This window comes from Pseudomonas sp. 02C 26, from assembly GCF_002843585.1.
Classification (GTDB): Bacteria; Pseudomonadota; Gammaproteobacteria; order Pseudomonadales; family Pseudomonadaceae; genus Aquipseudomonas; species Aquipseudomonas shirazensis.
The window spans coordinates 5,287,745-5,307,963 of record NZ_CP025262.1 but is presented as its reverse complement, the minus strand read 5'-3'; the positions used below and the strand labels follow the sequence as shown (position 1 = coordinate 5,307,963).

The 20,219-nt window shown below is 62.6% G+C and carries 19 protein-coding genes; 7 read left to right on the top strand and 12 right to left on the bottom strand.

The features are described 5' to 3' along the window. Window positions 1-75 precede the first annotated feature (75 nt). Together CXQ80_RS24215 and CXQ80_RS24210 are read right to left on the bottom strand one after the other, a co-directional pair. Window positions 76-1,224 carry an NAD(P)/FAD-dependent oxidoreductase gene (locus CXQ80_RS24215; RefSeq protein ID WP_101322862.1) on the bottom strand — a complete coding sequence of 383 codons (1,149 nt, stop codon included), beginning with the start codon at window positions 1,222-1,224 and terminating at the stop codon, window positions 76-78. A 33-nt stretch (window positions 1,225-1,257) separates the two neighbouring features. Beyond that, the gene (locus tag CXQ80_RS24210; RefSeq protein WP_101322861.1) at window positions 1,258-1,425 is read right to left on the bottom strand and encodes a rubredoxin; all 168 of its coding nucleotides are present in this window, start codon (window positions 1,423-1,425) and stop codon (window positions 1,258-1,260) included. A gap of 182 nt (window positions 1,426-1,607) precedes the next feature. Between CXQ80_RS24210 and CXQ80_RS24205 the strand changes: the two genes are divergently transcribed. Both CXQ80_RS24205 and ubiA read left to right on the top strand, forming a co-directional pair. Beyond that, the gene (locus tag CXQ80_RS24205; RefSeq protein WP_101322860.1) at window positions 1,608-2,165 is read left to right on the top strand and encodes a chorismate lyase; all 558 of its coding nucleotides are present in this window, start codon (window positions 1,608-1,610) and stop codon (window positions 2,163-2,165) included. After that, on the top strand, window positions 2,165-3,055 hold the full coding sequence (gene ubiA, locus CXQ80_RS24200) for a 4-hydroxybenzoate octaprenyltransferase (RefSeq protein ID WP_101322859.1): 891 nt from the start codon (window positions 2,165-2,167) through the stop codon (window positions 3,053-3,055). Before CXQ80_RS24205 ends, ubiA begins: the two co-directional genes overlap by 1 nt. 54 nt (window positions 3,056-3,109) lie before the next feature. Here ubiA and CXQ80_RS24195 read toward each other — a convergent pair whose 3' ends face one another. Beyond that, on the bottom strand, window positions 3,110-3,490 hold the full coding sequence (locus CXQ80_RS24195; protein ID WP_101322858.1) for a hypothetical protein: 381 nt from the start codon (window positions 3,488-3,490) through the stop codon (window positions 3,110-3,112). A 150-nt stretch (window positions 3,491-3,640) separates the two neighbouring features. On the opposite strand from CXQ80_RS24195, the gene phoB reads away from it, so the two are divergent. The 3 genes from phoB (at window position 3,641) to CXQ80_RS24180 (ending at window position 7,176) form a co-directional block, all read left to right on the top strand. Further along, complete coding sequence (phoB, locus tag CXQ80_RS24190; RefSeq protein WP_101322857.1) at window positions 3,641-4,330, top strand: phosphate regulon transcriptional regulator PhoB; 690 nt, start codon at window positions 3,641-3,643, stop codon at window positions 4,328-4,330. 49 nt (window positions 4,331-4,379) lie between these two features. Beyond that, window positions 4,380-5,690, top strand: a complete 1,311-nt coding sequence (phoR, locus tag CXQ80_RS24185) for a phosphate regulon sensor histidine kinase PhoR (RefSeq protein ID WP_101322856.1) — start codon at window positions 4,380-4,382, stop codon at window positions 5,688-5,690. A 145-nt stretch (window positions 5,691-5,835) separates the two neighbouring features. Beyond that, complete coding sequence (locus tag CXQ80_RS24180) at window positions 5,836-7,176, top strand: hemolysin family protein (protein ID WP_101322855.1); 1,341 nt, start codon at window positions 5,836-5,838, stop codon at window positions 7,174-7,176. A 145-nt stretch (window positions 7,177-7,321) separates the two neighbouring features. On the opposite strand, the gene CXQ80_RS24175 is transcribed toward CXQ80_RS24180, so the two are convergent. The 8 genes from CXQ80_RS24175 to CXQ80_RS24140 form a co-directional block, all read right to left on the bottom strand. After that, entirely contained in the window at window positions 7,322-8,221 is a 900-nt protein-coding gene (locus CXQ80_RS24175; protein WP_101322854.1) for a peptidoglycan DD-metalloendopeptidase family protein, read from the bottom strand. A 127-nt stretch (window positions 8,222-8,348) separates the two neighbouring features. Next, on the bottom strand, window positions 8,349-9,248 hold the full coding sequence (locus tag CXQ80_RS24170; RefSeq protein WP_101322853.1) for a response regulator: 900 nt from the start codon (window positions 9,246-9,248) through the stop codon (window positions 8,349-8,351). A 164-nt stretch (window positions 9,249-9,412) separates the two neighbouring features. After that, entirely contained in the window at window positions 9,413-10,183 is a 771-nt protein-coding gene (gene phoU, locus CXQ80_RS24165; protein WP_101322852.1) for a phosphate signaling complex protein PhoU, read from the bottom strand. An 80-nt stretch (window positions 10,184-10,263) separates the two neighbouring features. After that, window positions 10,264-11,097, bottom strand: a complete 834-nt coding sequence (pstB, locus tag CXQ80_RS24160; protein WP_101322851.1) for a phosphate ABC transporter ATP-binding protein PstB — start codon at window positions 11,095-11,097, stop codon at window positions 10,264-10,266. A gap of 99 nt (window positions 11,098-11,196) precedes the next feature. After that, window positions 11,197-12,867 carry a phosphate ABC transporter permease PstA gene (gene pstA / locus CXQ80_RS24155; RefSeq protein WP_101322850.1) on the bottom strand — a complete coding sequence of 557 codons (1,671 nt, stop codon included), beginning with the start codon at window positions 12,865-12,867 and terminating at the stop codon, window positions 11,197-11,199. A 17-nt stretch (window positions 12,868-12,884) separates the two neighbouring features. Continuing rightward, the gene (locus CXQ80_RS24150) at window positions 12,885-15,173 is read right to left on the bottom strand and encodes an ABC transporter permease subunit (protein WP_101322849.1); all 2,289 of its coding nucleotides are present in this window, start codon (window positions 15,171-15,173) and stop codon (window positions 12,885-12,887) included. Window positions 15,174-15,310: 137 nt separating this feature from the next. Further along, a complete protein-coding gene (locus CXQ80_RS24145; protein ID WP_101322848.1) occupies window positions 15,311-16,309 on the bottom strand; it encodes a phosphate ABC transporter substrate-binding protein PstS in 999 nt (332 codons plus the stop codon). A gap of 161 nt (window positions 16,310-16,470) precedes the next feature. Next, the gene (locus tag CXQ80_RS24140) at window positions 16,471-17,760 is read right to left on the bottom strand and encodes an MFS transporter (protein WP_101322847.1); all 1,290 of its coding nucleotides are present in this window, start codon (window positions 17,758-17,760) and stop codon (window positions 16,471-16,473) included. Window positions 17,761-18,113: 353 nt separating this feature from the next. Between CXQ80_RS24140 and CXQ80_RS24135 the strand changes: the two genes are divergently transcribed. Together CXQ80_RS24135 and CXQ80_RS24130 are read left to right on the top strand one after the other, a co-directional pair. Next, window positions 18,114-18,512 carry an acyl-CoA thioesterase gene (locus CXQ80_RS24135; protein ID WP_101322846.1) on the top strand — a complete coding sequence of 133 codons (399 nt, stop codon included), beginning with the start codon at window positions 18,114-18,116 and terminating at the stop codon, window positions 18,510-18,512. 70 nt (window positions 18,513-18,582) lie between these two features. Continuing rightward, window positions 18,583-19,482 carry a D-hexose-6-phosphate mutarotase gene (locus CXQ80_RS24130; RefSeq protein ID WP_101322845.1) on the top strand — a complete coding sequence of 300 codons (900 nt, stop codon included), beginning with the start codon at window positions 18,583-18,585 and terminating at the stop codon, window positions 19,480-19,482. A 171-nt stretch (window positions 19,483-19,653) separates the two neighbouring features. Here the strand turns inward: CXQ80_RS24130 and CXQ80_RS24125 are convergent, their stop codons facing one another. Continuing rightward, the gene (locus CXQ80_RS24125) at window positions 19,654-20,187 is read right to left on the bottom strand and encodes a DUF3299 domain-containing protein (protein WP_178080806.1); all 534 of its coding nucleotides are present in this window, start codon (window positions 20,185-20,187) and stop codon (window positions 19,654-19,656) included. Window positions 20,188-20,219 lie beyond the last annotated feature (32 nt).

The window sequence follows — 20,219 nt, the reverse complement described above, 5'->3', positions numbered from 1 at the left end:
AACCGGGACCGCGCCAGTATCAGCACGGCCATTGTGTCGGTAAGCCAACGGCATAAGCGACAGAACGCCAGCCATTTACGCCATAAGCGCCGGAAGCTGCCGATTTAGAGCGAGTTTTTCCATGACGGCGCTGCCTGTCAGGGCATAGCCGAGCAGCGCACCCGCCTCATCGCGGCAGGTCAGCTTGAGATCGGCGCCGTCACCTTCCACTTGCCACACGCCCATGCGGCCATGCGGCGGTGGCGCGACCACCAGTGGGCAAGCGGGGGTCTTCACGGTGATCGGCATCGGCCCGTATGCCACCGCCTGCGGATTGCCGGCCAAGGTCTGCGCCAGCGCGCGTACGCAGCTCATCAACGGCATCACGTACAACAGGTTGATGCCATCGACTTCGGCGCAATCGCCCAGGGCATAGATATTGCCGTGCGAGGTACGCAACTGACGGTCCACCACCACCCCACGATTGACCGCCAGCCCGGCCGCGGCGGCCAGTTCGGTGCGCGGGCGCAGGCCAATGGCCGAGACCACCAGGTCGCAGGCGATCACGCGGCCGTCGGACAAGTGCGCTTGCAGACCAGCGCCATCACGCTGCAGGCGGTCCAGCACGGGGCCTAGGTGGAAGCGCACGCCAAGGCTCTCCAGGCCTGCCTGCACCGCGCCTGCGGCGGCAGCCGGGATCAGGGTCGGCATCAGTTGCTCACAAGGGGCAACCACATCGACCTGGAAACCACCGAGGCTCATGTCGTTGGCAAACTCGCAGCCGATCAGCCCGGCGCCGAGAATCAGCACGCGCTGCTTGCCTGCCGCAGCGCGGCGAAAGCGGGCGTAGTCGACAAGGTCGTTGATCGCAAACACCGCATCGCTCGCGTCGCCCTGCAGCGGCAGCTGTACTGTCTGTGCGCCCAGCGCGAGAATCAGGTCACGGTACTCGACCACCTCTTCACCGATCCACAGCCGCTTGTGCCCAGGATCAATGCCGCTGATACGCGTGTGCGTACGGATCTCCGCCTTGAGCTGATCGGCCATGGCCCCCGGCTCTGCCATGCACAGGCCGTCGGCGTCCTTGTTCTTGGCGAAGCCAGTGGACAGCATTGGCTTGGAATAGGAACGGCCGTCATCAGCGCTGATCAACAGCAGCGGCGTTTCGCCGTCGAGCTTGCGAAACTCACGGGCCAGGTTGTAGCCCGCAAGGCCGGTGCCGATGATCACTACTGGGGAGGTCATGCCGTATTCCTTTTACGTTGCCAAGGGTTGCTATCAGGCGATTTCGATCATTTCAAAGTCGCTTTTGCCTACGCCACAATCCGGGCACAGCCAGTCTTCAGGGACATCCTGCCATTGGGTGCCCGGCGCGATACCGTCATCCGGCCAGCCCTCGGCTTCGTTGTAGATCAGGCCACATACAATGCATTGCCACTTCTTCATCAACAGCTCCTCATCCAGGTTCAGGCTTGGCCTTGCCGCTTATCGCACTGTTGCACGCAACAGGCTGAGTTATGGCTCGTGCGGCTGCCACGGGCTTTTTACTGGCCCAGCCTGCAGTATGCAAGCAGCGCAGGCAATCATGCTAAGCTCGGCGCCTCTCTGGCTGTAACAAGCATACCGACGTGTCGTACGAATCCCCGCTAGCAGCCGCTGTTGCGTGGCTGCCGTATCCACAGCTGGCAACCACGCTTGCCCAGCCGACCCTCGACTGGCTGTTCGATGAAGGCTCGCTGACCCGCCGCCTGACTGCCCTGTCCGCTGATCATTTCAGTGTCACCCCGTTGTTCCAGGGCTGGCAGCCGCTGCGCGATGACGAATGCCTGGCGCTTGGCCTTGAGCCTGGTGCGCAGGGCTGGGTCCGTGAGGTTTACCTGCGTGGCCATGGCCAGCCTTGGGTATTCGCCCGCAGCGTGGCCGGGCGCAGCGCGCTGGAGCGCGGTGGGCTGGACCTGGAAACCCTGGGCAGCCGTTCGCTGGGTGAGCTGCTGTTCTGCGATCAGGCCTTTGTGCGCCACCCTATCGAGGTGTGCAGCTACCCGCAGCATTGGCTACCGATTGAAGTCGCTGCTGCGAATCTGTGGGGCCGGCGCTCGCGCTTCGAGCGTGATGGCCTGCAACTACTGGTGGCCGAGGTGTTTCTGCCGGCCTTGTGGCAAGCCTCCAGCGAGGTAACCGGCTGATGTACCTGCAACTGCTGAAATCACTCAACCACCTGCACCCGCGCGCCTGGGACTTCGTCCAGCTGAGCCGCATGGATCGGCCGATCGGCATCTACCTGTTGCTGTGGCCGACCCTGACTGCGGTGTGGATTGCCGGCCAGGGCGCGCCGACGGTGGCCAATGTGCTGATCTTTGGCCTAGGCGTAGTGCTGATGCGCGCGGCCGGCTGCTGCATCAACGACTTCGCCGACCGCAAGGTCGATGGCCACGTCAAACGCACCGCCGACCGGCCGCTGGCCAGCGGTCGGGTCAAGCCACGCGAGGCGCTGGTGTTGTTCGCCGTGCTGGTGGCGGCGAGTTTCCTGCTGGTGCTGTGCACCAACGCCCCGACGGTTTGGTTGTCGTTCGGTGCGGTCGCCCTGGCGTTCTGCTATCCGTTCATGAAGCGCTACACCTATTACCCACAGGTGGTCCTGGGCGCAGCGTATTCGTGGGGTATCCCGATGGCCTTCACCGCCGCCGGCGGCGATCTGCCTGCCAGCGCCTGGCTGCTGTACATCGCCAACCTGCTGTGGACGGTGGGCTATGACACCTACTACGCCATGGTCGACCGCGATGACGATTTGAAGATCGGGGTCAAATCCACCGCGATCCTGTTTGGCGAGGCCGATCGGGCGATCATTCTTGGCTTGCAGCTGCTGTCGTTGGCCTGCCTGCTGCTGGCGGGCATCAAGTTCGGCCTGGGCGGCTGGTTCCACCTCGGCCTGGTGGGTGCGTTGGTGTGCTTTGCCTGGGAGTTCTGGTCGACGCGCAAGCTGGATCGTGACGCGTGCTTCAAGGCGTTTCTGCATAACCACTGGGCAGGCTTGCTGATCTTTATCGGGGTGGTGCTGGATTACGCCCTGGGCTGACTGCGCGCCCTGTGCCAGCGCTGTCAGGCGCTCGCGCAGGGCGCGGCGATGCCGTCAGGGCTTGGCTACATGCCAGACGTCCTTCATGCCATCTCCGGTGGTCTTGCCGGCTTCGGTGTCCTTGACGAAGGTGTACAGCGGCTTGCCATCGTAGGCCCACTGCATGCTGCCGTCGTCGCGCTTGATGTGGGTCCACTTGCCTGCCGCAGCCTTGTCATCTTCCTTGACCATCAGCGGCGGCCAGTTCTTGGCACAGTCGCCGTTGCACATCGACTTGCCGTCGCTGTCCTTGTCGAAGGTGTACAAGGTCATGCCCTTGTCATCCACCAGCATGCCGCCCTTGGCCATGCCCATGCCGCCATGCTCGGCGAGGGCTACCCCCGGCAGCGCCAAAACCGCGCAGAAGGCCATCCAGTTCAGCGTTGATCGTGTCATTGGATTTCACCGTATTTATTCGGGGGTTGGGATTTACAGCCTAGCTCAGCCGTCGATACTTGCAGTGGCAGCCCACGACTTGTCACACGACTGCAATAATTCCGTTATCTAATGCGGGCCAAGACATCCAATTCAGGAGAGGTTGAGAGCATGGTTGGCAGGAACATTCTGATCGTCGACGACGAGGCGCCCATTCGCGAGATGATCGCCGTTGCGTTGGAAATGGCCGGCTATGACTGCCTCGAGGCGGAGAACTCGCAGCAGGCCCACGCCATTATCGTCGACCGCAAGCCGGACCTGATCCTGCTCGACTGGATGCTCCCGGGCACCTCGGGCATCGAGCTGGCGCGCCGCCTCAAGCGTGATGAACTGACCGGCGACATCCCGATCATCATGCTCACCGCCAAGGGCGAAGAGGACAACAAGATCCAGGGCCTGGAAGTCGGCGCCGACGACTACATCACCAAACCGTTCTCGCCGCGGGAACTGGTCGCCAGGCTGAAAGCCGTGCTGCGCCGCACCGGCCCGAGCGACAGCGAGTCGCCAATCGAGATCGGCGGCCTGCTCCTCGACCCGATCAGCCACCGCGTCACCATCGACGGCAAGCCAGCCGAGATGGGCCCAACCGAATACCGCCTGCTGCAGTTCTTCATGACCCACCAGGAGCGCGCCTACACCCGTGGCCAGTTGCTCGATCAGGTCTGGGGCGGCAACGTCTACGTCGAAGAGCGTACCGTCGATGTGCACATCCGCCGCCTGCGCAAGGCGCTGGGTGAGGTCTACGAAAATCTGGTACAAACCGTGCGCGGCACTGGCTATCGTTTCTCGACCAAAAGCTGAGCGACGCCTGCGCAGCTGGCTGCACACTGTTGTACAAGGACCGTAACAATTGAACCAGAACTGGCATGCGACCCTGATTCGCCACCTGCTGCTGTTGATCACCGTCTGCATCATTGGCGGCCTGGTCAGCGGCTACTATGGCTGGAGCTTTGCCATCGGCCTGGCGCTGTACCTGGGCTGGACCCTCAAGCAGTTGCTGCGCCTGCACGACTGGCTGCGCAACCATCAACCCGACGAAGCACCACCCGACGGCTACGGCCTGTGGGGCGAGGTGTTCGACAGCATCTACCACCTGCAACGCCGCGATCAGCGCGTGCGCGGGCGCTTGCAGGCAGTGATCGACCGAGTCCAGGAGTCAACGGCTGCCCTGCGTGACGCGGTGATCATGCTCGACAGCGACGGCAATCTGGAATGGTGGAACCGCGCAGCGGAAACCCTGCTCGGCTTCAAGACCCCGCAGGATGGCGGCCAGCAGGTAACCAACCTGGTCCGCCACCCACGCTTCAAAGAATACTTCGAAGCAGAAAACTACCTTGAGCCGCTGGAAATCCCCTCGCCGATCAACGACCGCATGCGGGTGCAGCTGCACATCACCCGCTATGGCAACAACGAGCACCTGATGCTGGTGCGCGACGTCACCCGCATTCACCTGCTCGAGCAGATGCGCAAAGACTTCGTCGCCAACGTCTCGCACGAACTGCGCACGCCGTTGACGGTGATCAGCGGCTACCTGGAAACCCTCTTGGATAACGTCGAAGACGTCAATCCACGCTGGACCCGCGCCCTGCAGCAGATGAGCCAGCAAGGGTCGCGCATGCAGACGCTGCTCAACGACCTGCTGTTGCTGGCCAAGCTCGAAGCCACCGACTACCCCTCGGACAACCAGCCCGTGGCAGTCGATGCGTTGCTCACCGCGATCAAGGCCGATGCCCAGGCGCTGTCTGGCCCGCGCCAGCAGAACATCAGCCTCGAGGCCAGCCCTGGGGTCTACCTCAAGGGCAGCGAGTCGGAGCTGCGCAGTGCGTTCTCCAATCTGGTGTTCAACGCCGTCAAGTACACCCAGGACGGCGGCAACATCCGCATCCGCTGGTGGGCCGATGAACAGGGCGCGCACCTGTCGGTGCAGGACTCGGGGATGGGGATCGAGGCCAAGCACCTGCCGCGCCTGACCGAACGCTTCTACCGGGTGGACTCCAGCCGCAACTCCCACACCGGCGGCACCGGCCTGGGCCTGGCGATCGTCAAGCACGTGCTGCTGCGCCACCGCGCGCGGCTGGAGATCAGCAGCGTGCCCGGCCACGGCAGCACCTTTACCTGCCATTTTGCCGCTGTGCAGATGGATATCGGCAAGGGCAGATAGCCACAGCGGGTGGCTGGCACTGACCGACGCCGCCCTGCCCCCCCTTTGCTTTTGCCGCCTCAGCCGCTACATTGGCTGTCCTGCGCCGGCACAGCTGGCGGCTTTTTATCATCATTTTCGCAGACGGACCCCGTAAAACCCCATCATGGACCCTTCCCCTGGTATCAGCGTCACCTCCCTGTTTGCCGACTTCGGCATGATTCTTTTTGCACTGTTCCTGGTCTTGCTCAACGGCTTCTTCGTTGCCGCCGAGTTCGCCATGGTCAAACTGCGCTCGACCCGGGTCGATTCGATCGCCGAGCTGCACGGCTGGCGCGGCAGCATTCTGCGCAAGGTGCACAACCAGCTCGATGCCTACCTGTCTGCCTGTCAGCTGGGTATCACCCTCGCCTCGCTGGGCCTGGGCTGGGTCGGTGAGCCGGCCTTCGCCCACCTGCTCGAGCCGTTGCTGGCGTACTTTGGCGTCGACTCGCCGGAGCTGATCAAGGGCGTGTCGTTCTTCATCGCCTTCTTCGTTATCTCGTACCTGCACATCGTTGTCGGTGAGCTGGCGCCCAAGTCGTGGGCGATCCGCAAACCCGAGCTGTTGTCGCTGTGGACGGCGGTGCCGCTGTACCTGTTCTACTGGGCCATGTACCCGGCCATCTACCTGCTCAACGCCAGCGCCAACGCCATCCTGCGGGTGGCTGGCCAGGGCGAGCCGGGGCCGCACCATGAGCACCATTACAGCCGCGAAGAGCTCAAGCTGATCCTGCACTCCAGCCGTGGCCAGGACCCGAGTGATCAGGGCATGCGCGTACTGGCGTCGGCGGTCGAGATGGGCGAGCTGGAGGTGGTCGACTGGGCCAACTCGCGCGAGGACATGATCAGCCTCGACGCCAAGGCGCCGCTCAAGGAAATCCTGGCGATGTTCCGCCGGCACAAATTCAGCCGCTACCCGGTGTACGATGCCGAGCGTGAGGAATTCACCGGTTTGCTGCACATCAAGGACCTGCTGCTGGAGCTGGCCGACCTCGACCATATCCCCGGCAGCGTCGACCTGGACGACCTGACCCGGCCACTCGAGCGGGTGTCCCGGCACATGCCGCTGTCGCAGTTGCTCGAGCAATTCCGCAAGGGCGGCGCGCACTTTGTGCTGGTTGAAGAAGCCGATGGCAAGGTGATCGGCTACCTGACCATGGAAGACGTGCTGGAAGTGCTGGTCGGTGATATTCAGGACGAGCACCGCAAGACCGAGCGCGGCATCCTCGCCTACCAGCCAGGCAAGCTGCTGGTGCGCGGCGATACTCCGCTGTTCAAGGTCGAGCGGCTGCTGGGCGTTGACCTTGACCACATCGAGGCCGAAACCCTTGCAGGGCTGGTCTACGAGACGCTGAATCGGGTGCCTGAAGAAGAGGAACTGCTCGAAGTCGAAGGCCTGCGCATCATCATCAAGAAGATGAAAGGGCCCAAGATCGTTCTGGCCAAGGTGCTCAAGCTGGAATAACCAGCGGTCTACCACATCTTTGGGGCTGCTGCGCAGCCCTTTCGCGACACAAGGCCGCTCCTACAGGGTCCGCGCAAGCACGTCATGCGCGGTCAACTGTAGGAGCGGCCTTGTGTCGCGAAAGGGCCGCGCAGCGGCCCCAATTTCACGGATTGCCCGCCGTGAAATTAGGCAACCCGCCAAGGGGCCGGTCGAACTGATAGGGGATCGACTCCAGTGCCAGGCCGACATTGCGCTGCACCACAAAGTGTAGATGCGGCCCGCTGCTGTTGCCGGTATTGCCCGACTTGGCCAGCGCATCCCCTACGCTGACCCGCTGCCCCTCGCCGACCACCACCGAGCCCTGCATCAGGTGCAGGTAGACGCCCATGGTGCCATCGCTATGGAGAATGCGCACAAAGTTGCCTGAGGCATTGGTACCTCGGCCGTTCTGGCTGTTCTCGGTCTTGATCACCACCCCGCCGCGCGCAGCGACGATCGGCGTGCCTTCAGGCATGGCGATGTCCATCGCATAGCGGCCCTTGGCGCCGAAGTGGCTGTAGCGCCCGTTCGGCCCCTGACTCAAACGAAACGGCCCGCCACGCCAGGGGAACGGGTAGCGAAATGCCTGCGGCCGCTGCAGCGGGCTGCCGAGGGCGTAGTCGAGTTTGCTTTGATAACCCAGTTGCTTGCCGGGCTGGGCCATGACCACGCTGAGCAACTGGGTCGAGCGTGCTGGCAGCACCTTGCGCACGATCCGCGGCGCGTTGCCCCCCTGAGCATTGCTCAGCCCTTGCAGGCGCAACTCGACCTCGACCGGCGCGAACAGCTCGTTGTGCGCGCTGAAGCGCATCCCGCCGGTAATCACCTCGCTGTACAGCCGCACCTGGCCGTCGAGGCGCTCGACGATCGGCTCGCGAAAGATCACATAGGCCTTGGCGCCTTCGCTGTCGTGATCGGAGTACGACACAACACCGTAGGCATCAGTGGTTCGATACAACGTCATGGCCACACTCGACGCCGAAGCCGTGAGCAAGGCACAGAACAGCAGCAGGCGGCTGGGCATGGGATGGTGGCTTTATGACAGTTGGGTTCTGTCGAAGCCTAGCAGGCGGATTGCCATTGGGTATGGCAGTTGGTCGGCGCAGCCGCGGCCCGTGCTGACAGGGGCCGCGGCTGCGTCGGACAGCGCCTCACGCGCCGGGAGTGAAGTGCTTCTGAGTAGTGCCGCGGGCAATCAAGCGCGACAGGTAGTCGAGCTTCTGCGCGTCTTGGTCGACAAACTTGAAGGTCAGCTGCAGCCAGTCGCTGTCCGGCTTCGGCTCCATCGCCGCCACTGCATGCAGATAGCCGTTCAGACGCGCGACTTCAGCGTTGTCACCCTGCTCAAGGTCGAGCACCGCGCCTTCAAGCACCTGCGGCAGGTTGGCGCTGCGACGCACCACCAGCAGCGCTTCCTTCAGGCTCAGGGCCTTGATCACACAGGCTTGCGCGCCGCTGGCGAGGCGCAATTGGCCTTGGCCACGACCGGCCGGTGCGGCACTTGGCGCGGCCTTCGGTGCTGCTGCGGCGACCAGCGGCCGGGCAGCCTCGGCGGCCACCGGAGCGGCTCTGACAGCCTCCGGGCGACCACCGGTCAAGGCGCTCAGCGAGTCATTGGCAAACGCCGAATTGACCTTGGCCACGCCGCCCGACATCAGGCTGTCGAGCTTGCCGATCTTGCTCAGGGATTTTTTCACCTTGGTCAGCAGCTGTTCGTTGGTGAACGGCTTGCCGACAAAATCGGACACCCCGGCCTGAATCGCCTGAATCACGTTTTCCTTGTCGCCACGGCTGGTCACCATGATGAACTGCAGGGCTTTCATCTCTGGCTGCTGACGGCACCAGGTGAGCAATTCCAGGCCCGACATTTCCGGCATTTCCCAGTCGCACAGGACCAGGTCGAAATGCTCCTTACCGAGCAATGCCATGGCTTTGCGGCCGTTCACTGCATCTTCGATGACCATACCCGGGAAGGCGTTGCGCAGGCACTTCTTTACCAGATCGCGAATGAACGGGGCGTCATCCACAACCAGCACATTGACTTTACTCATCGATACTCCTCTTGATCCCGACTAGCATAACGCTCACTGATGGCCATTTGCCAAGCAGCGAATCAGGTCGGGGCGTCGCACACTGTTCGCGGGTGCCTGCTGGCTGCTCGACCGCAAACGAAAACGCCCGGCACTGGGCCGGGCGTTGAGGCTCGGGAGCAATCCTATTTATCGTCCGATTCAGCCAAAACATTAGCGATTTCAGCCTCGCGGCCTGCGGTGCCTTCGACCTCGGCTTTCATCCGCTTCAAGCCCATGTGGCGCACGTCGGTGCCGCGCACCAGGTAGATCACCAGTTCGGCGATGTTGCGTGCGTGATCGCCGATCCGCTCCAGCGAACGCAATGCCCAGATCACGCTGAGTACCCGCGAGATCGAGCGTGGGTCTTCCATCATGTAGGTGACCAACTCGCGCAGCGCAGTCTTGTATTCGCGGTCGATAGTCTTGTCGTACTGCGCTACCGACAGCGCCAGCTCGGCGTCGAAGCGGGCAAATGCGTCCAGTGCGTCGCGGACCATGTTGCGCACCTGGTCGCCGATGTGGCGCACTTCGACGTAACCACGCGGCGACTCGCCTTCTTCACACAGCTGGATGGCGCGGCGAGCGATCTTGGTCGACTCGTCGCCGATGCGCTCAAGGTCGATTACCGATTTGGAAATGCTGATGATCAGGCGCAGGTCAGAAGCCGCCGGCTGTCGACGGGCCAGAATGCGCACGCATTCTTCGTCGATGTTGCGCTCCATCTGGTTGATCTGCTCATCGACTTCGCGCACTTGCTGGGCCAGGCCCGAGTCAGCCTCGATCAGCGCGGTGACCGCATCGTTGACCTGCTTCTCGACCAGCCCGCCCATGGCCAGCAGGTGGCTGCGCACTTCTTCGAGCTCGTCATTGAACTGCTGGGAGATGTGATGGGTAAGGCTTTCTTTGTTGATCATGCGTTCGCTCCGCGCAGAAGCCAGCTGCTGCAAGCTTCAAGGTATTCGGGTCGGTGCCGGCGTGAAGCCGGCAGCGGCTGCTAGCCGTAACGACCGGTGATGTAGTCTTCGGTCTGCTTCTTGGCCGGGTTGGTGAACAGCGTATCGGTGTCCCCATACTCGATCAGTTTGCCCATGTACATGAACGCGGTGTAGTCGGAGACGCGCGCCGCCTGCTGCATGTTGTGGGTGACGATGACGATGGTGTACTTGGATTTCAACTCGTAGATCAGTTCTTCGACCTTGAGCGTGGAAATCGGGTCGAGCGCCGAGCACGGCTCATCGAGCAGCAGCACTTCCGGCTCGACGGCAATCGTGCGGGCAATCACCAGACGTTGCTGCTGACCACCGGACAGGCCCAGAGCCGACTCGTGCAGGCGGTCTTTGACCTCATCCCACAAGGCCGCGCCGCGCAGCGCCCATTCGACCGCTTCGTCGAGAGTGCGCTTCTTGTTGATGCCCTGAATGCGCAGGCCGTAGACCACGTTCTCATAGATAGTCTTGGGGAATGGGTTGGGCTTCTGAAACACCATGCCGACCCGACGACGCAGCTCGGCTACGTCTTCGCCCTTGCGGTAGATGTTGGTGCCGTAGAGGTTGATTTCGCCTTCTACGCGGCAACCGTCAACCAGGTCGTTCATCCGGTTGAAGGTGCGCAGCAAGGTCGACTTGCCGCAGCCGGACGGGCCGATGAAGGCGGTCACGCGCTGCTTGGGGATATTCAGGCTGACGTCGAACAGCGCCTGCTTGTCGCCGTAGTACAGGGACAGGCCGGGCACTTCGATGGCTACAGCTTCTTCAGCCAGGCGCAGGCTCTGCTTGTTGCGACCCAGGGCCGACATGTCGATGCCATGAGCTTGAGTTTCATGTTGCATGGTTTCACTCCGTTTGTAGCTGCCGGCTTCGAGCTGCAAGCTGCGGTCTGGGCAAAAGCGCCTGGCTGCTGAGCCCGGCGCTTGTGGCGTGAAGCTGAATCAGTGGTCGAGCGCCTTGTACTTCTCGCGCAGGTGGTTACGCATCCACACCGCCGACAGGTTGAGCGTGGCAATCACCAGCACCAGCAGCAACGCGGTGGCGTACACCAGCGGCCGCGCGGCTTCGACGTTGGGGCTCTGGAAGCCGACGTCGTAGATGTGGAAGCCCAGGTGCATGATCTTCTGATCAAGGTGCAGATAAGGGTAGTTGCCGTTGACCGGCAGCGTCGGCGCCAGCTTGACCACCCCCACCAGCATCAGCGGCGCAACTTCGCCAGCGGCGCGGGCGACGGCGAGGATCATGCCGGTCATCATCGCCGGGCTGGCCATCGGCAGCACGATCTTCCACAGCGTCTCGGATTTGGTCGCACCGAGCGCCAGCGAGCCTTCGCGCAGGGTCCGCGGGATTCGCGCCAGGCCTTCTTCAGTGGCCACGATCACTACCGGCACGGCCAGCAACGCCAGGGTCAGCGATGCCCAGAGCAGGCCCGGCGTACCCAGAGTCGGCGCCGGCAGCGCCTCGGGAAAGAACAGCCGGTCGATCGAGCCGCCCAGCACGTAGACAAAGAAGCCCAGGCCAAACACGCCGTAGACGATCGCCGGGACGCCGGCGAGGTTGTTCACGGCGATGCGGATCAGCCGGGTGACCGGGCCCTGCCGGGCGTATTCACGCAGATAGACCGCCGCGAGCACACCGAATGGGGTGACGATGATGGCCATGATCAGGGTCATCATCACCGTGCCGAAGATGGCCGGGAAGATCCCGCCCTCGGTGTTTGCCTCACGCGGGTCGTCGCTGAGGAATTCCCACACTTTGGCGAAATAGGTGCCCAGCTTGGTAACGATGCCCATGCCGTTCGGCTGATAGGCATGCACGACCTTGTCGAGGTTGATCTCCAGCTCGCGGCCATTGCCATCGCGCACCACCAGGCTGTCCCGGCTGAAATCGCGGTGCAGCGCGCCGAGGCGTTCTTCGATGGCCTTGTAGCGGCTGTTCAGCTCGGCACGCTCGGACTCAAGGTCTGCCTGCGCGGTGGCGTCCAGCTTGCCCGCCAGCTCCAGCTTGCGGCTCTGCAGGCGCAGGCGTTCAAGGCCGTGGTTGATGGCACCGATGTCTTTCTTCTCAAGGTCTTGAAGCTCGCCGGCAAGTTCGCTCGCGCGTTTCAGGCGGGCTTGCAGTTCGCCCCAGGCCGCATCGCCCTGGGCCACTACCTGGCCGTCCTGCTTGACGCTGACCAGGTAGCCATAGAAGTTGCCCCACTCGCGGCGCTCCAAGGCGATCAAGTCCGCCGGGGCGGTCTGATCGACCAGCCAGTCGCCGACCACCCAGGTGAAGTCGCTGCCATTGATGTCGCGGTTGCCGACCTTGATCAGCTCCCGAGTCATGAATTCCGGGCCGTTGTCCGGCACTGGCAGGCCAGCGCCCTTGAGCCGCGCCAGGGGTACCTGTTCCTGCTGCACTACTTCGCCGACGACGATATGCTCGGCCTGCCCTGGCACCTTGTAGGTGGCCTGGATCACGTCGGCCGGCCAGAAGTGGCCAAGGCCGCGCACGGCGATCACCGCCAGCAGGCCAACGGTCATGATCACGGCGATGGCGACGGCGCCACCGCTGATCCAAACGCCGGGAGCGCCGCTCTTGAACCAGCCTTTGAGGGAATCCTTTTTCACGGATCTCTACCTTTCTATCAAAGCGACGAGTATTTCTTGCGCAGACGCTGACGAATCAGCTCGGCCAGGGTGTTCATCACAAAGGTGAACATCAGCAGCACCAGCGCGGCGAGGAACAGTACCCGGTAGTGGCTGCCGCCGACTTCCGACTCCGGCATTTCCACCGCGACGTTGGCCGCGAGGGTGCGCATGCCTTCGAACAGGTTCATCTCCATCACCGGCGTGTTGCCGGTGGCCATCAGCACGATCATGGTTTCGCCGACTGCGCGGCCCATGCCGATCATCAGCGCCGAGAAAATCCCCGGGCTGGCCGTCAGAATCACCACTCGGGTGAGGGTCTGCCAGGGCGTTGCGCCCAGCGCCAGCGAACCCAGGGTCAGGCTGCGCGGCACGCTGAACACGGCGTCTTCGGCGATCGAGTAGATGTTCGGGATGACCGCAAAGCCCATGGCGATACCGACCACCAGGGCGTTGCGCTGGTCGTAGGTGATGCCCAGGTCATTGCTGATCCACAGGCGCATGTCGCCGCCGAAGAACCAGCTCTCAAGGAACGGGCTCATGGACAGCGACAGCCAGCCAGTGAAGAGGATCACCGGCAGCAGGATCGCGGCTTCCCAGCCGTCCGGCACGCGCAGGCGGATCGACTCAGGCAGGCGGCTCCAGCCAAAGCCGGCCAGAAGAATACCCAATGGCATCAGCAGGAACAGGCTGAACACGCCCGGCAAGTGCGCTTCCAGGTACGGCGCGAGGAACAGACCGGCGAAGAAGCCGAGAATCACCGTCGGCATCGCCTCCATCAACTCGATCACCGGCTTGACCTTGCGGCGCATGCCCGGAGCCATGAAGTAGGCGGTGTAGATCGCAGCAGCGATGGCCAGCGGTGCCGCCAGAATCATCGCGTAGAAGGCTGCCTTGAGGGTGCCGAAGGTCAGTGGCGACAGGCTCAGCTTGGGCTCGAAGTCGGTGTTCGAGGCAGTCGACTGCCAGACGTACTTCGGCTCCTCGTAGTTCTCGTACCAGACCTTGCCCCACAGCGCGCTCCAGGACACTTCCGGGTGCGGGTTCTTCAGGCTCAACGGCAGCAGTTTGTCCCCTTGCTCGATGATGATGCGGTTGGCCCGCGGCGACAGGGCCAGAATGCCTGCGCCATCGGCAACTGGCTCGACCAGCAAGGTGCGGTGCGCGGTGCTGTGGAACACGCCCAGCTGGCCGGCGCTGTCCAGAGCAATGAAGCCCTTGCGGCGCTCTTCGGCGTCGATCTGCACCACCGGCGCGGTACCGAGCTGGAAGCTGCGGATCAGTTTGAAGCGCGACTCGCCATCCGGGTCGCGGGCCATGAACCACTGGCTCAGGCCACCCTTGGAATCACCAAAGATCAGCGAGATACCGCCCACCAGCTGGGTGCTCGCGGTGATTTCTGCCTGGCCGTCTTCGAGCAGCTTGTAGCGACCGTTGAGATTCTTGTCGCGCAGGCTGAACACATCGGCCTGGGCGCGACCGTTGACCACATACAGCCACTGCTGACGCGGGTCGACATAGATCGCTTTGACCGTTTCGGTCATCTGCGGCAGGTCGATGCTGGTCTGCTCGCTGCTGACCTCGCCGGTCATCATGTTTTCTTCGCGGGTCAGCTGGCTGACCAGCAACTGCGAGCCGTGCGAGCCGGCCAGGATCAGCGACTCACCATTGAGACTGACGTTGACATGTTCCAGCGCGCGGCCTGCGCTATCGAGCACGAATGGCGTCTCGCCGTAAGGGAAGTCGATGCCCGGGTTGATGGTCTTCTTGTTGTCCGGGTAGGTGACCTTGTAGGTGTGACTGAACACCAGTGCCTGACCGTTGGACAGACCCAGCACGATCAGCGGGCTGCCCGGTTGATCAGCGCTGATCGAGGTCACGTGCGCAGCGGCCGGGACTTGCAGGTCAACACGTTTCAGCTCGGCACCGGTCTTGCTGTCGAAGAACAACGCCTGACCTTGGTCGGACACGCGCAGGCCAACCAGGTTTTGTTCTTCAAGCGCGATCAACAGCGGCTTGCCGGCATCCTGCTGCAGCCAGGTGGGCTGCAACGCCTGCTTGCGGGTCAGCTCGGCGCCCTGGAACAGCGGCAGCACCACGTAAGCCAGATAGAAGAAGATCAAGGTGATCGCCGCAAGCACGGCAAGCCCGCCCACCAGTACATACCAGCGGGTCAGGCGATCTTTGAGGGCGCGCATGCGGCGCTTGCGTTGCAACTCGGGCGTATTGAAGTCAATGCGCACCGGCGGAGCCTTGTCGCTCATGGTGGAGTTGGCCAGATCATTCATGCGCACACCCTAGCGGTCCCATATTACAAAAACATGACAGTGCGTTGACGCAACAAAGCCCGCCGCACAGTAAGCCTGGCGCCGGACCGAAAATAGCTGACAGGGCCGGCCCGCAGGCCAACCCCGTCCAGTGTTACTTACTGCTTGGCAACGTTGCCGGCATGCGACAGGCCCAGATCAGCCAGCGCCTTGGCAACTACCTTGGCCGGCAGCGGGATGTAGCCATCTTTTACTACAACCTGCTGGCCTGCTTGCGACAGCACCAGCTTGATGAACTCGGCGTCGAGCGGAGCCAGCGGCTTGTTCGGCGCCTTGTTGACATAGACGTAGAGGAAGCGCGACAGCGGGTACTTACCGTTGAGGGCGTTCTCTTCGTTGTCTTCGATGAACTCGCCACCTTCTTTCTTGGCCAGCGGCACGGTCTTGACGCTGGCAGTCTTGTAGCCGATGCCCGAGTAGCCAATGCCGTTCAGCGAGCTGCTGATCGACTGTACCACCGAAGCCGAACCAGGCTGCTCATTGACGTTAGGCTTGAAGTCGCCTTTGCACAGGGCTTCTTCCTTGAAGTAGCCGTAGGTGCCGGATACCGAGTTGCGACCGAACAGCTGCACCGGCTTGTTGGCCAGGTCGCCGGTCACACCGAGGTCACCCCAGGTTTTCACGTCGGCCTTGGCACCGCACAGGCGCGTCGACGAGAACACCGCATCGACCTGCGCCATGGTCAGGCCCTTGATCGGGTTGTCCTTGTGCACGAAGACTGCCAGGGCGTCGACCGCGACCGGGATAGCAGTTGGCTTGTAGCCGTACTTCTGCTCGAAGGCCTGCAGCTCGACGTCCTTCATCTTGCGGCTCATCGGGCCGAGGTTGGCGGTGCCTTCGGTCAGCGCGGGTGGCGCAGTGGAGGAGCCGGCAGCCTGAATCTGGATGTTTACGTTGGGGTATTCCTTCTTGTAGGCCTCGGCCCACAGAGTCATCAGGTTCGCCAAAGTATCGGAACCGACGCTGGAGAGGTTGCCCGATACACCGGTGGTCTTGGTGTAAGTCGGGATCGCTGGGTCGACAGCGGCCACCGCGTTGGCGGTTGCAACGCCAGCGGCGACGAACGTGAGGGCCGCCATCAAACGCTTCAGTTTCATGCCTTGCTCCTAGCAGGAATAGGGGGTGTGCTGGATGGAACGGGCCCCAGTATCTGCAGGGCGCATGAACACTCTATGACTTCAATGTGACAATTGGATGAAAGGCCATCATCGCACCCGCGAGATGGCCTTTCACTTTTGCTCGAGTTGAACCGCCTTTGTCAGCGTTTTTTCGCCAGCAGATACAAGCCCACCAGCAGGCCAACCGTGCACAGCACCGCCACGTAGTAAGCCGGCGCCATCGGGCTGATCTTCAACAGGCCGGTCACCGCCATCGGCGTCAGCCCGCCGAAGATCGCATAGGCGACATTGTAGGAGAACGACAAGCCGCTGAAGCGCACCGCCGCTGGAAACGCCTTGACCATCACATACGGCACCGCGCCAATCACGCCCACGCACAGACCGGTGACCGCATACAGCGGGAACAGCAGTTCGGGGTGGTTGGGCAGGCTGTGGTAGAAGCTCCACGAGCTGGCCAGCAGCGCCAGGCTGCCGATCACCAACACACGCCCGGCACCGAAGCGGTCGGCCAGGCTACCGGCGGCAATGCAACCCAGGCTGAGCAGGACGATGGCCACGCTGTTGGCCTTGAGCGAATCCAGCGCGCTGACCTGGTACAGCGTCTGCAGCAGCGCCGGGGTCATCAGGATGACGACCACAATGCCTGCCGACAGCAGCCAGGTCAGCAGCATCGACAGCACGATCGCACCACGGTGGTCACGCAGCACTGCCCGCAGCGGCAGCTCTTCGGCGAGGGCCTTGCGTTGCTGCATCTCGGCGAACACCGGGGTTTCGTGCAGCCAGCGGCGCAGGTACACCGAGAACAGGCCGAATACACCGCCGACCAGGAACGGGATGCGCCAGGCGTAATCGACCACTTCCACCGGGGTGTAGACGGTGTTGATCAGGGTTGCCACCAGCGAGCCGAGCAAGATGCCCGCGGTCAGCCCGGCGGTCAGGGTGCCGCAAGCGTAGCCGGTATTGCGCGCCGGCACGTGCTCGGAGACGAACACCCAGGCGCCGGGCACTTCCCCGCCAATCGCCGCGCCCTGGATCACCCGCATCAGCAGCAACAGGATCGGCGCCCACAGGCCGATCTGCGCGTAGGTCGGCAGCAGGCCCATGATCAGCGTCGGCAGAGCCATCATGAAGATGCTCAGGGTGAACATCTTCTTGCGCCCGAGCAGGTCACCGAAGTGCGCCATGATGATGCCGCCCAAGGGCCGAGCCAGGTAACCCGCAGCAAAGATGCCGAAGGTCTGCATCAGGCGCAGCCATTCGGGCATGTCCGGCGGAAAGAACAGCTTGCCGACCACGGTGGCAAAGAACACGAAGATGATGAAATCGTAGAACTCCAGCGCCCCGCCCAGGGCGGACAGCGAGAGCGTCTTGTAGTCACTGCGGGTCAGCGGCCGCGAAGGCTGCTCGATACTGCTCGGCACGGAGGTCATCGGAGGTCTCTTGTAGGACGTGCAGGCCGCTTGTAACGCGGCTTCTGGATAGTTGAGGGAGGAAGATAACAAATTGCCTGCCGGCGCTCATAGCGGCAGAAAAACTCTCTCGATATTCATCAATGCATGGTCGTGCCTGACGGCAGGCGTCTATATACTGCCCATTCGAATGAAAAGAATGCTCCCGTTGTGGGATGTTGTGCGAAAACGCCGGTCATTATGCTCAGGCGGTTTCGCAGAGTTTCCCTGCGGCCGCCCTCCAAAACGAAATCAGCGTAGTATGAGCTGATCGTTTTCACGGCGACCTTGATTGCGCCAACCAACGAAGCGTCACGGGTCAGAGGCCCCACGGCATGATTGAGCTCGAACAAGAAGATCCTATTCCGCAAGGCGATTTGGCTCTGCAGATCACCGCGTTGCCCCGCGAAACCAATGGCTTTGGCGATATCTTCGGCGGCTGGCTGGTCGCGCAGATGGACCTCGCCGGTACCGCCATGGCCAGCCGCGTTGCCGGTGGCCGGGTGGCAACCGTAGCTATCGACCGCATGGCCTTTCTGGTCCCGGTGGCGGTTGGCGCGCAACTGTCGTTCTACACCCAAACGGTGGAAATCGGCCGCAGCTCGATCCAGATGATGGTCGAAGTGTGGAGCGACGACCCGCTGTCCAGCGAATGGCGCAAGGTCACCGAGGCGGTGTTCGTGTTCGTCGCCATCGATGGCAGTGGCCGCACCCGCTCGGTCCCTCGTCGCTGAGCCACGCCGGGGTTAAACTCGTTGCACAGCACAGGGTCGAAAACCCAGGTGCAAACAACGAGATGAGCGTATGGCTAACTTTCAGGTCGAAACCGAAACCCACGGCGAGCTTGCTTGCTGGCGCGTCAGCTGCCCGCAGGCGGAACTGCTGATTGCTCAGCAAGGCGCGCAGATTCTCAGCTACCAGCGCATCGGCCAACCGCCGCTGCTGTGGTTGAGTGAACAAGCGCTGTTTCGTCAGGGCAAATCGGTGCGTGCCGGGGTCCCGGTATGCTGGCCGTGGTTTGGCAACCTGCAACGTAACCCACTATCTGTTCAAAAAATGTACAACGGCACAGAGGCCCCGGCTCATGGGCTGGTGCGTGGCCGGGACTGGCAGTTGCTGGGCATCGAGCAGGTTGGCGAAACGGTCCAGATCCAGTTCTCGCTGCCTGAGGCTGCCAACGGCGAACTGCCGGGCTGGCCGCACAAGGTCGAGCTCACGCTGCTGATCGAAGTTGGCGCGCAGCTCAGTGTCACCCTCACCAGTTACAACCTTGGGGATGCCAGCGTCACCACCAGCCAGGCCTTGCACAGCTACTTTGCCGTAAGCGATGTGCGCCAGGCGCAGGTCGAGGGTGTTGCAGGGCTGAGCTACATCGAAACCCTGGCTGACTGGGAGCAGCGCACGCAGCAGGGCGCGCTGGCGTTCAGCGGCGAAACCGACCGGATCTACCTCGATAGCCCTGAGCAGCTAAGCATTGTCGACCCGCACTGGCAGCGACGGATTACCCTGACCAGCAGCGGCTCGCGCTCGGCGGTGATCTGGAACCCCTGGACCGACCGCGCCCGCGAATTGCCGGACATGGCAGACGATGGCTGGCAGCGCATGCTGTGCATCGAGACGGCGAATGTCTGGGATGACGTTGTCGAGCTCAAGCCTGGTGAGCGGCATGTGTTGAGCCTGCAGATAGGCAGCGAGGCGCTCTGATCTGCTGGCCCCGGTGAGGGCTGCGCCCTCATTTCGCGACACAAGGCCGCTCCTACAGGGGACCGCGTTGCCAGGTAATGCGCGATCCCTGTAGGAGCGGCCTTGTGTCGCGAAAGGGCTGCAAAGCGGCCCCAAAATTCTGCGGTGCTGCAAATATCCTGGTGGCCTAAATCACAGGTCCGCATCTTCCACGACCCGCACCTGCTTGGCCTCCAACGCATAGGCAGCATCCGCCAGATCATTGCTGACCTTTTCCACCTGCAGACGCCCGCTGACCCACAGCGGTGTGTAGATATCGTCGATCTTCAGACCTTTCGGATAGCGCACCAGCACCAACTGATTGGGCGGTGGCGGTGGTACGTGGATGCAGGCGCCTGGATACGGCACCAGGAAGAACAACGTGCTATTGCCCTTGGCGTCGCTTTCCAGCGGCACCGGATAACCACCGAGGCGAATCTGCTTGCCGTTCATGGCCGGCACGGTCTTGCTCGAGTACATCACTGCCGGCAAGCCTTTGCTCTGCTTGAGGCCGCCCTTGTCGGTAAAGGTACCGCTAGCTTCAGGCGAGTCGTGGTCGATTTCTGGCATCTGCTCCAGCGCCAGTTGGTCCGACTTGGGCATCAGTTCCAACCAGTCGGTTTCGGGCAGCTCGGCATGGGCCAGGGTGCTGGCCAGCAGGAGGGGAAGGAGGAACAACGCACGCATGAGAACGCTCGGCAACTCGGGGAGAATTGCCG

Coding starts and splice junctions, on each gene's coding strand:
- CXQ80_RS24180 (WP_101322855.1), top strand. CDS start 5,836: ATGGACCCTTCCCCTGGTATCAGCGTCACCTCCCTGTTTGCCGACTTC.
- CXQ80_RS24130 (WP_101322845.1), top strand. CDS start 18,583: ATGGCTAACTTTCAGGTCGAAACCGAAACCCACGGCGAGCTTGCTTGC.
- CXQ80_RS24125 (WP_178080806.1), bottom strand. CDS start 20,187: ATGCGTGCGTTGTTCCTCCTTCCCCTCCTGCTGGCCAGCACCCTGGCC.
- CXQ80_RS24210 (WP_101322861.1), bottom strand. CDS start 1,425: ATGAAGAAGTGGCAATGCATTGTATGTGGCCTGATCTACAACGAAGCC.
- phoU (WP_101322852.1), bottom strand. CDS start 10,183: ATGATCAACAAAGAAAGCCTTACCCATCACATCTCCCAGCAGTTCAAT.
- CXQ80_RS24135 (WP_101322846.1), top strand. CDS start 18,114: ATGATTGAGCTCGAACAAGAAGATCCTATTCCGCAAGGCGATTTGGCT.
- ubiA (WP_101322859.1), top strand. CDS start 2,165: ATGTACCTGCAACTGCTGAAATCACTCAACCACCTGCACCCGCGCGCC.
- phoB (WP_101322857.1), top strand. CDS start 3,641: ATGGTTGGCAGGAACATTCTGATCGTCGACGACGAGGCGCCCATTCGC.
- CXQ80_RS24145 (WP_101322848.1), bottom strand. CDS start 16,309: ATGAAACTGAAGCGTTTGATGGCGGCCCTCACGTTCGTCGCCGCTGGC.
- CXQ80_RS24175 (WP_101322854.1), bottom strand. CDS start 8,221: ATGCCCAGCCGCCTGCTGCTGTTCTGTGCCTTGCTCACGGCTTCGGCG.
- CXQ80_RS24215 (WP_101322862.1), bottom strand. CDS start 1,224: ATGACCTCCCCAGTAGTGATCATCGGCACCGGCCTTGCGGGCTACAAC.
- pstB (WP_101322851.1), bottom strand. CDS start 11,097: ATGCAACATGAAACTCAAGCTCATGGCATCGACATGTCGGCCCTGGGT.
- CXQ80_RS24195 (WP_101322858.1), bottom strand. CDS start 3,490: ATGACACGATCAACGCTGAACTGGATGGCCTTCTGCGCGGTTTTGGCG.
- CXQ80_RS24140 (WP_101322847.1), bottom strand. CDS start 17,760: ATGACCTCCGTGCCGAGCAGTATCGAGCAGCCTTCGCGGCCGCTGACC.
- CXQ80_RS24170 (WP_101322853.1), bottom strand. CDS start 9,248: ATGAGTAAAGTCAATGTGCTGGTTGTGGATGACGCCCCGTTCATTCGC.
- CXQ80_RS24150 (WP_101322849.1), bottom strand. CDS start 15,173: ATGAATGATCTGGCCAACTCCACCATGAGCGACAAGGCTCCGCCGGTG.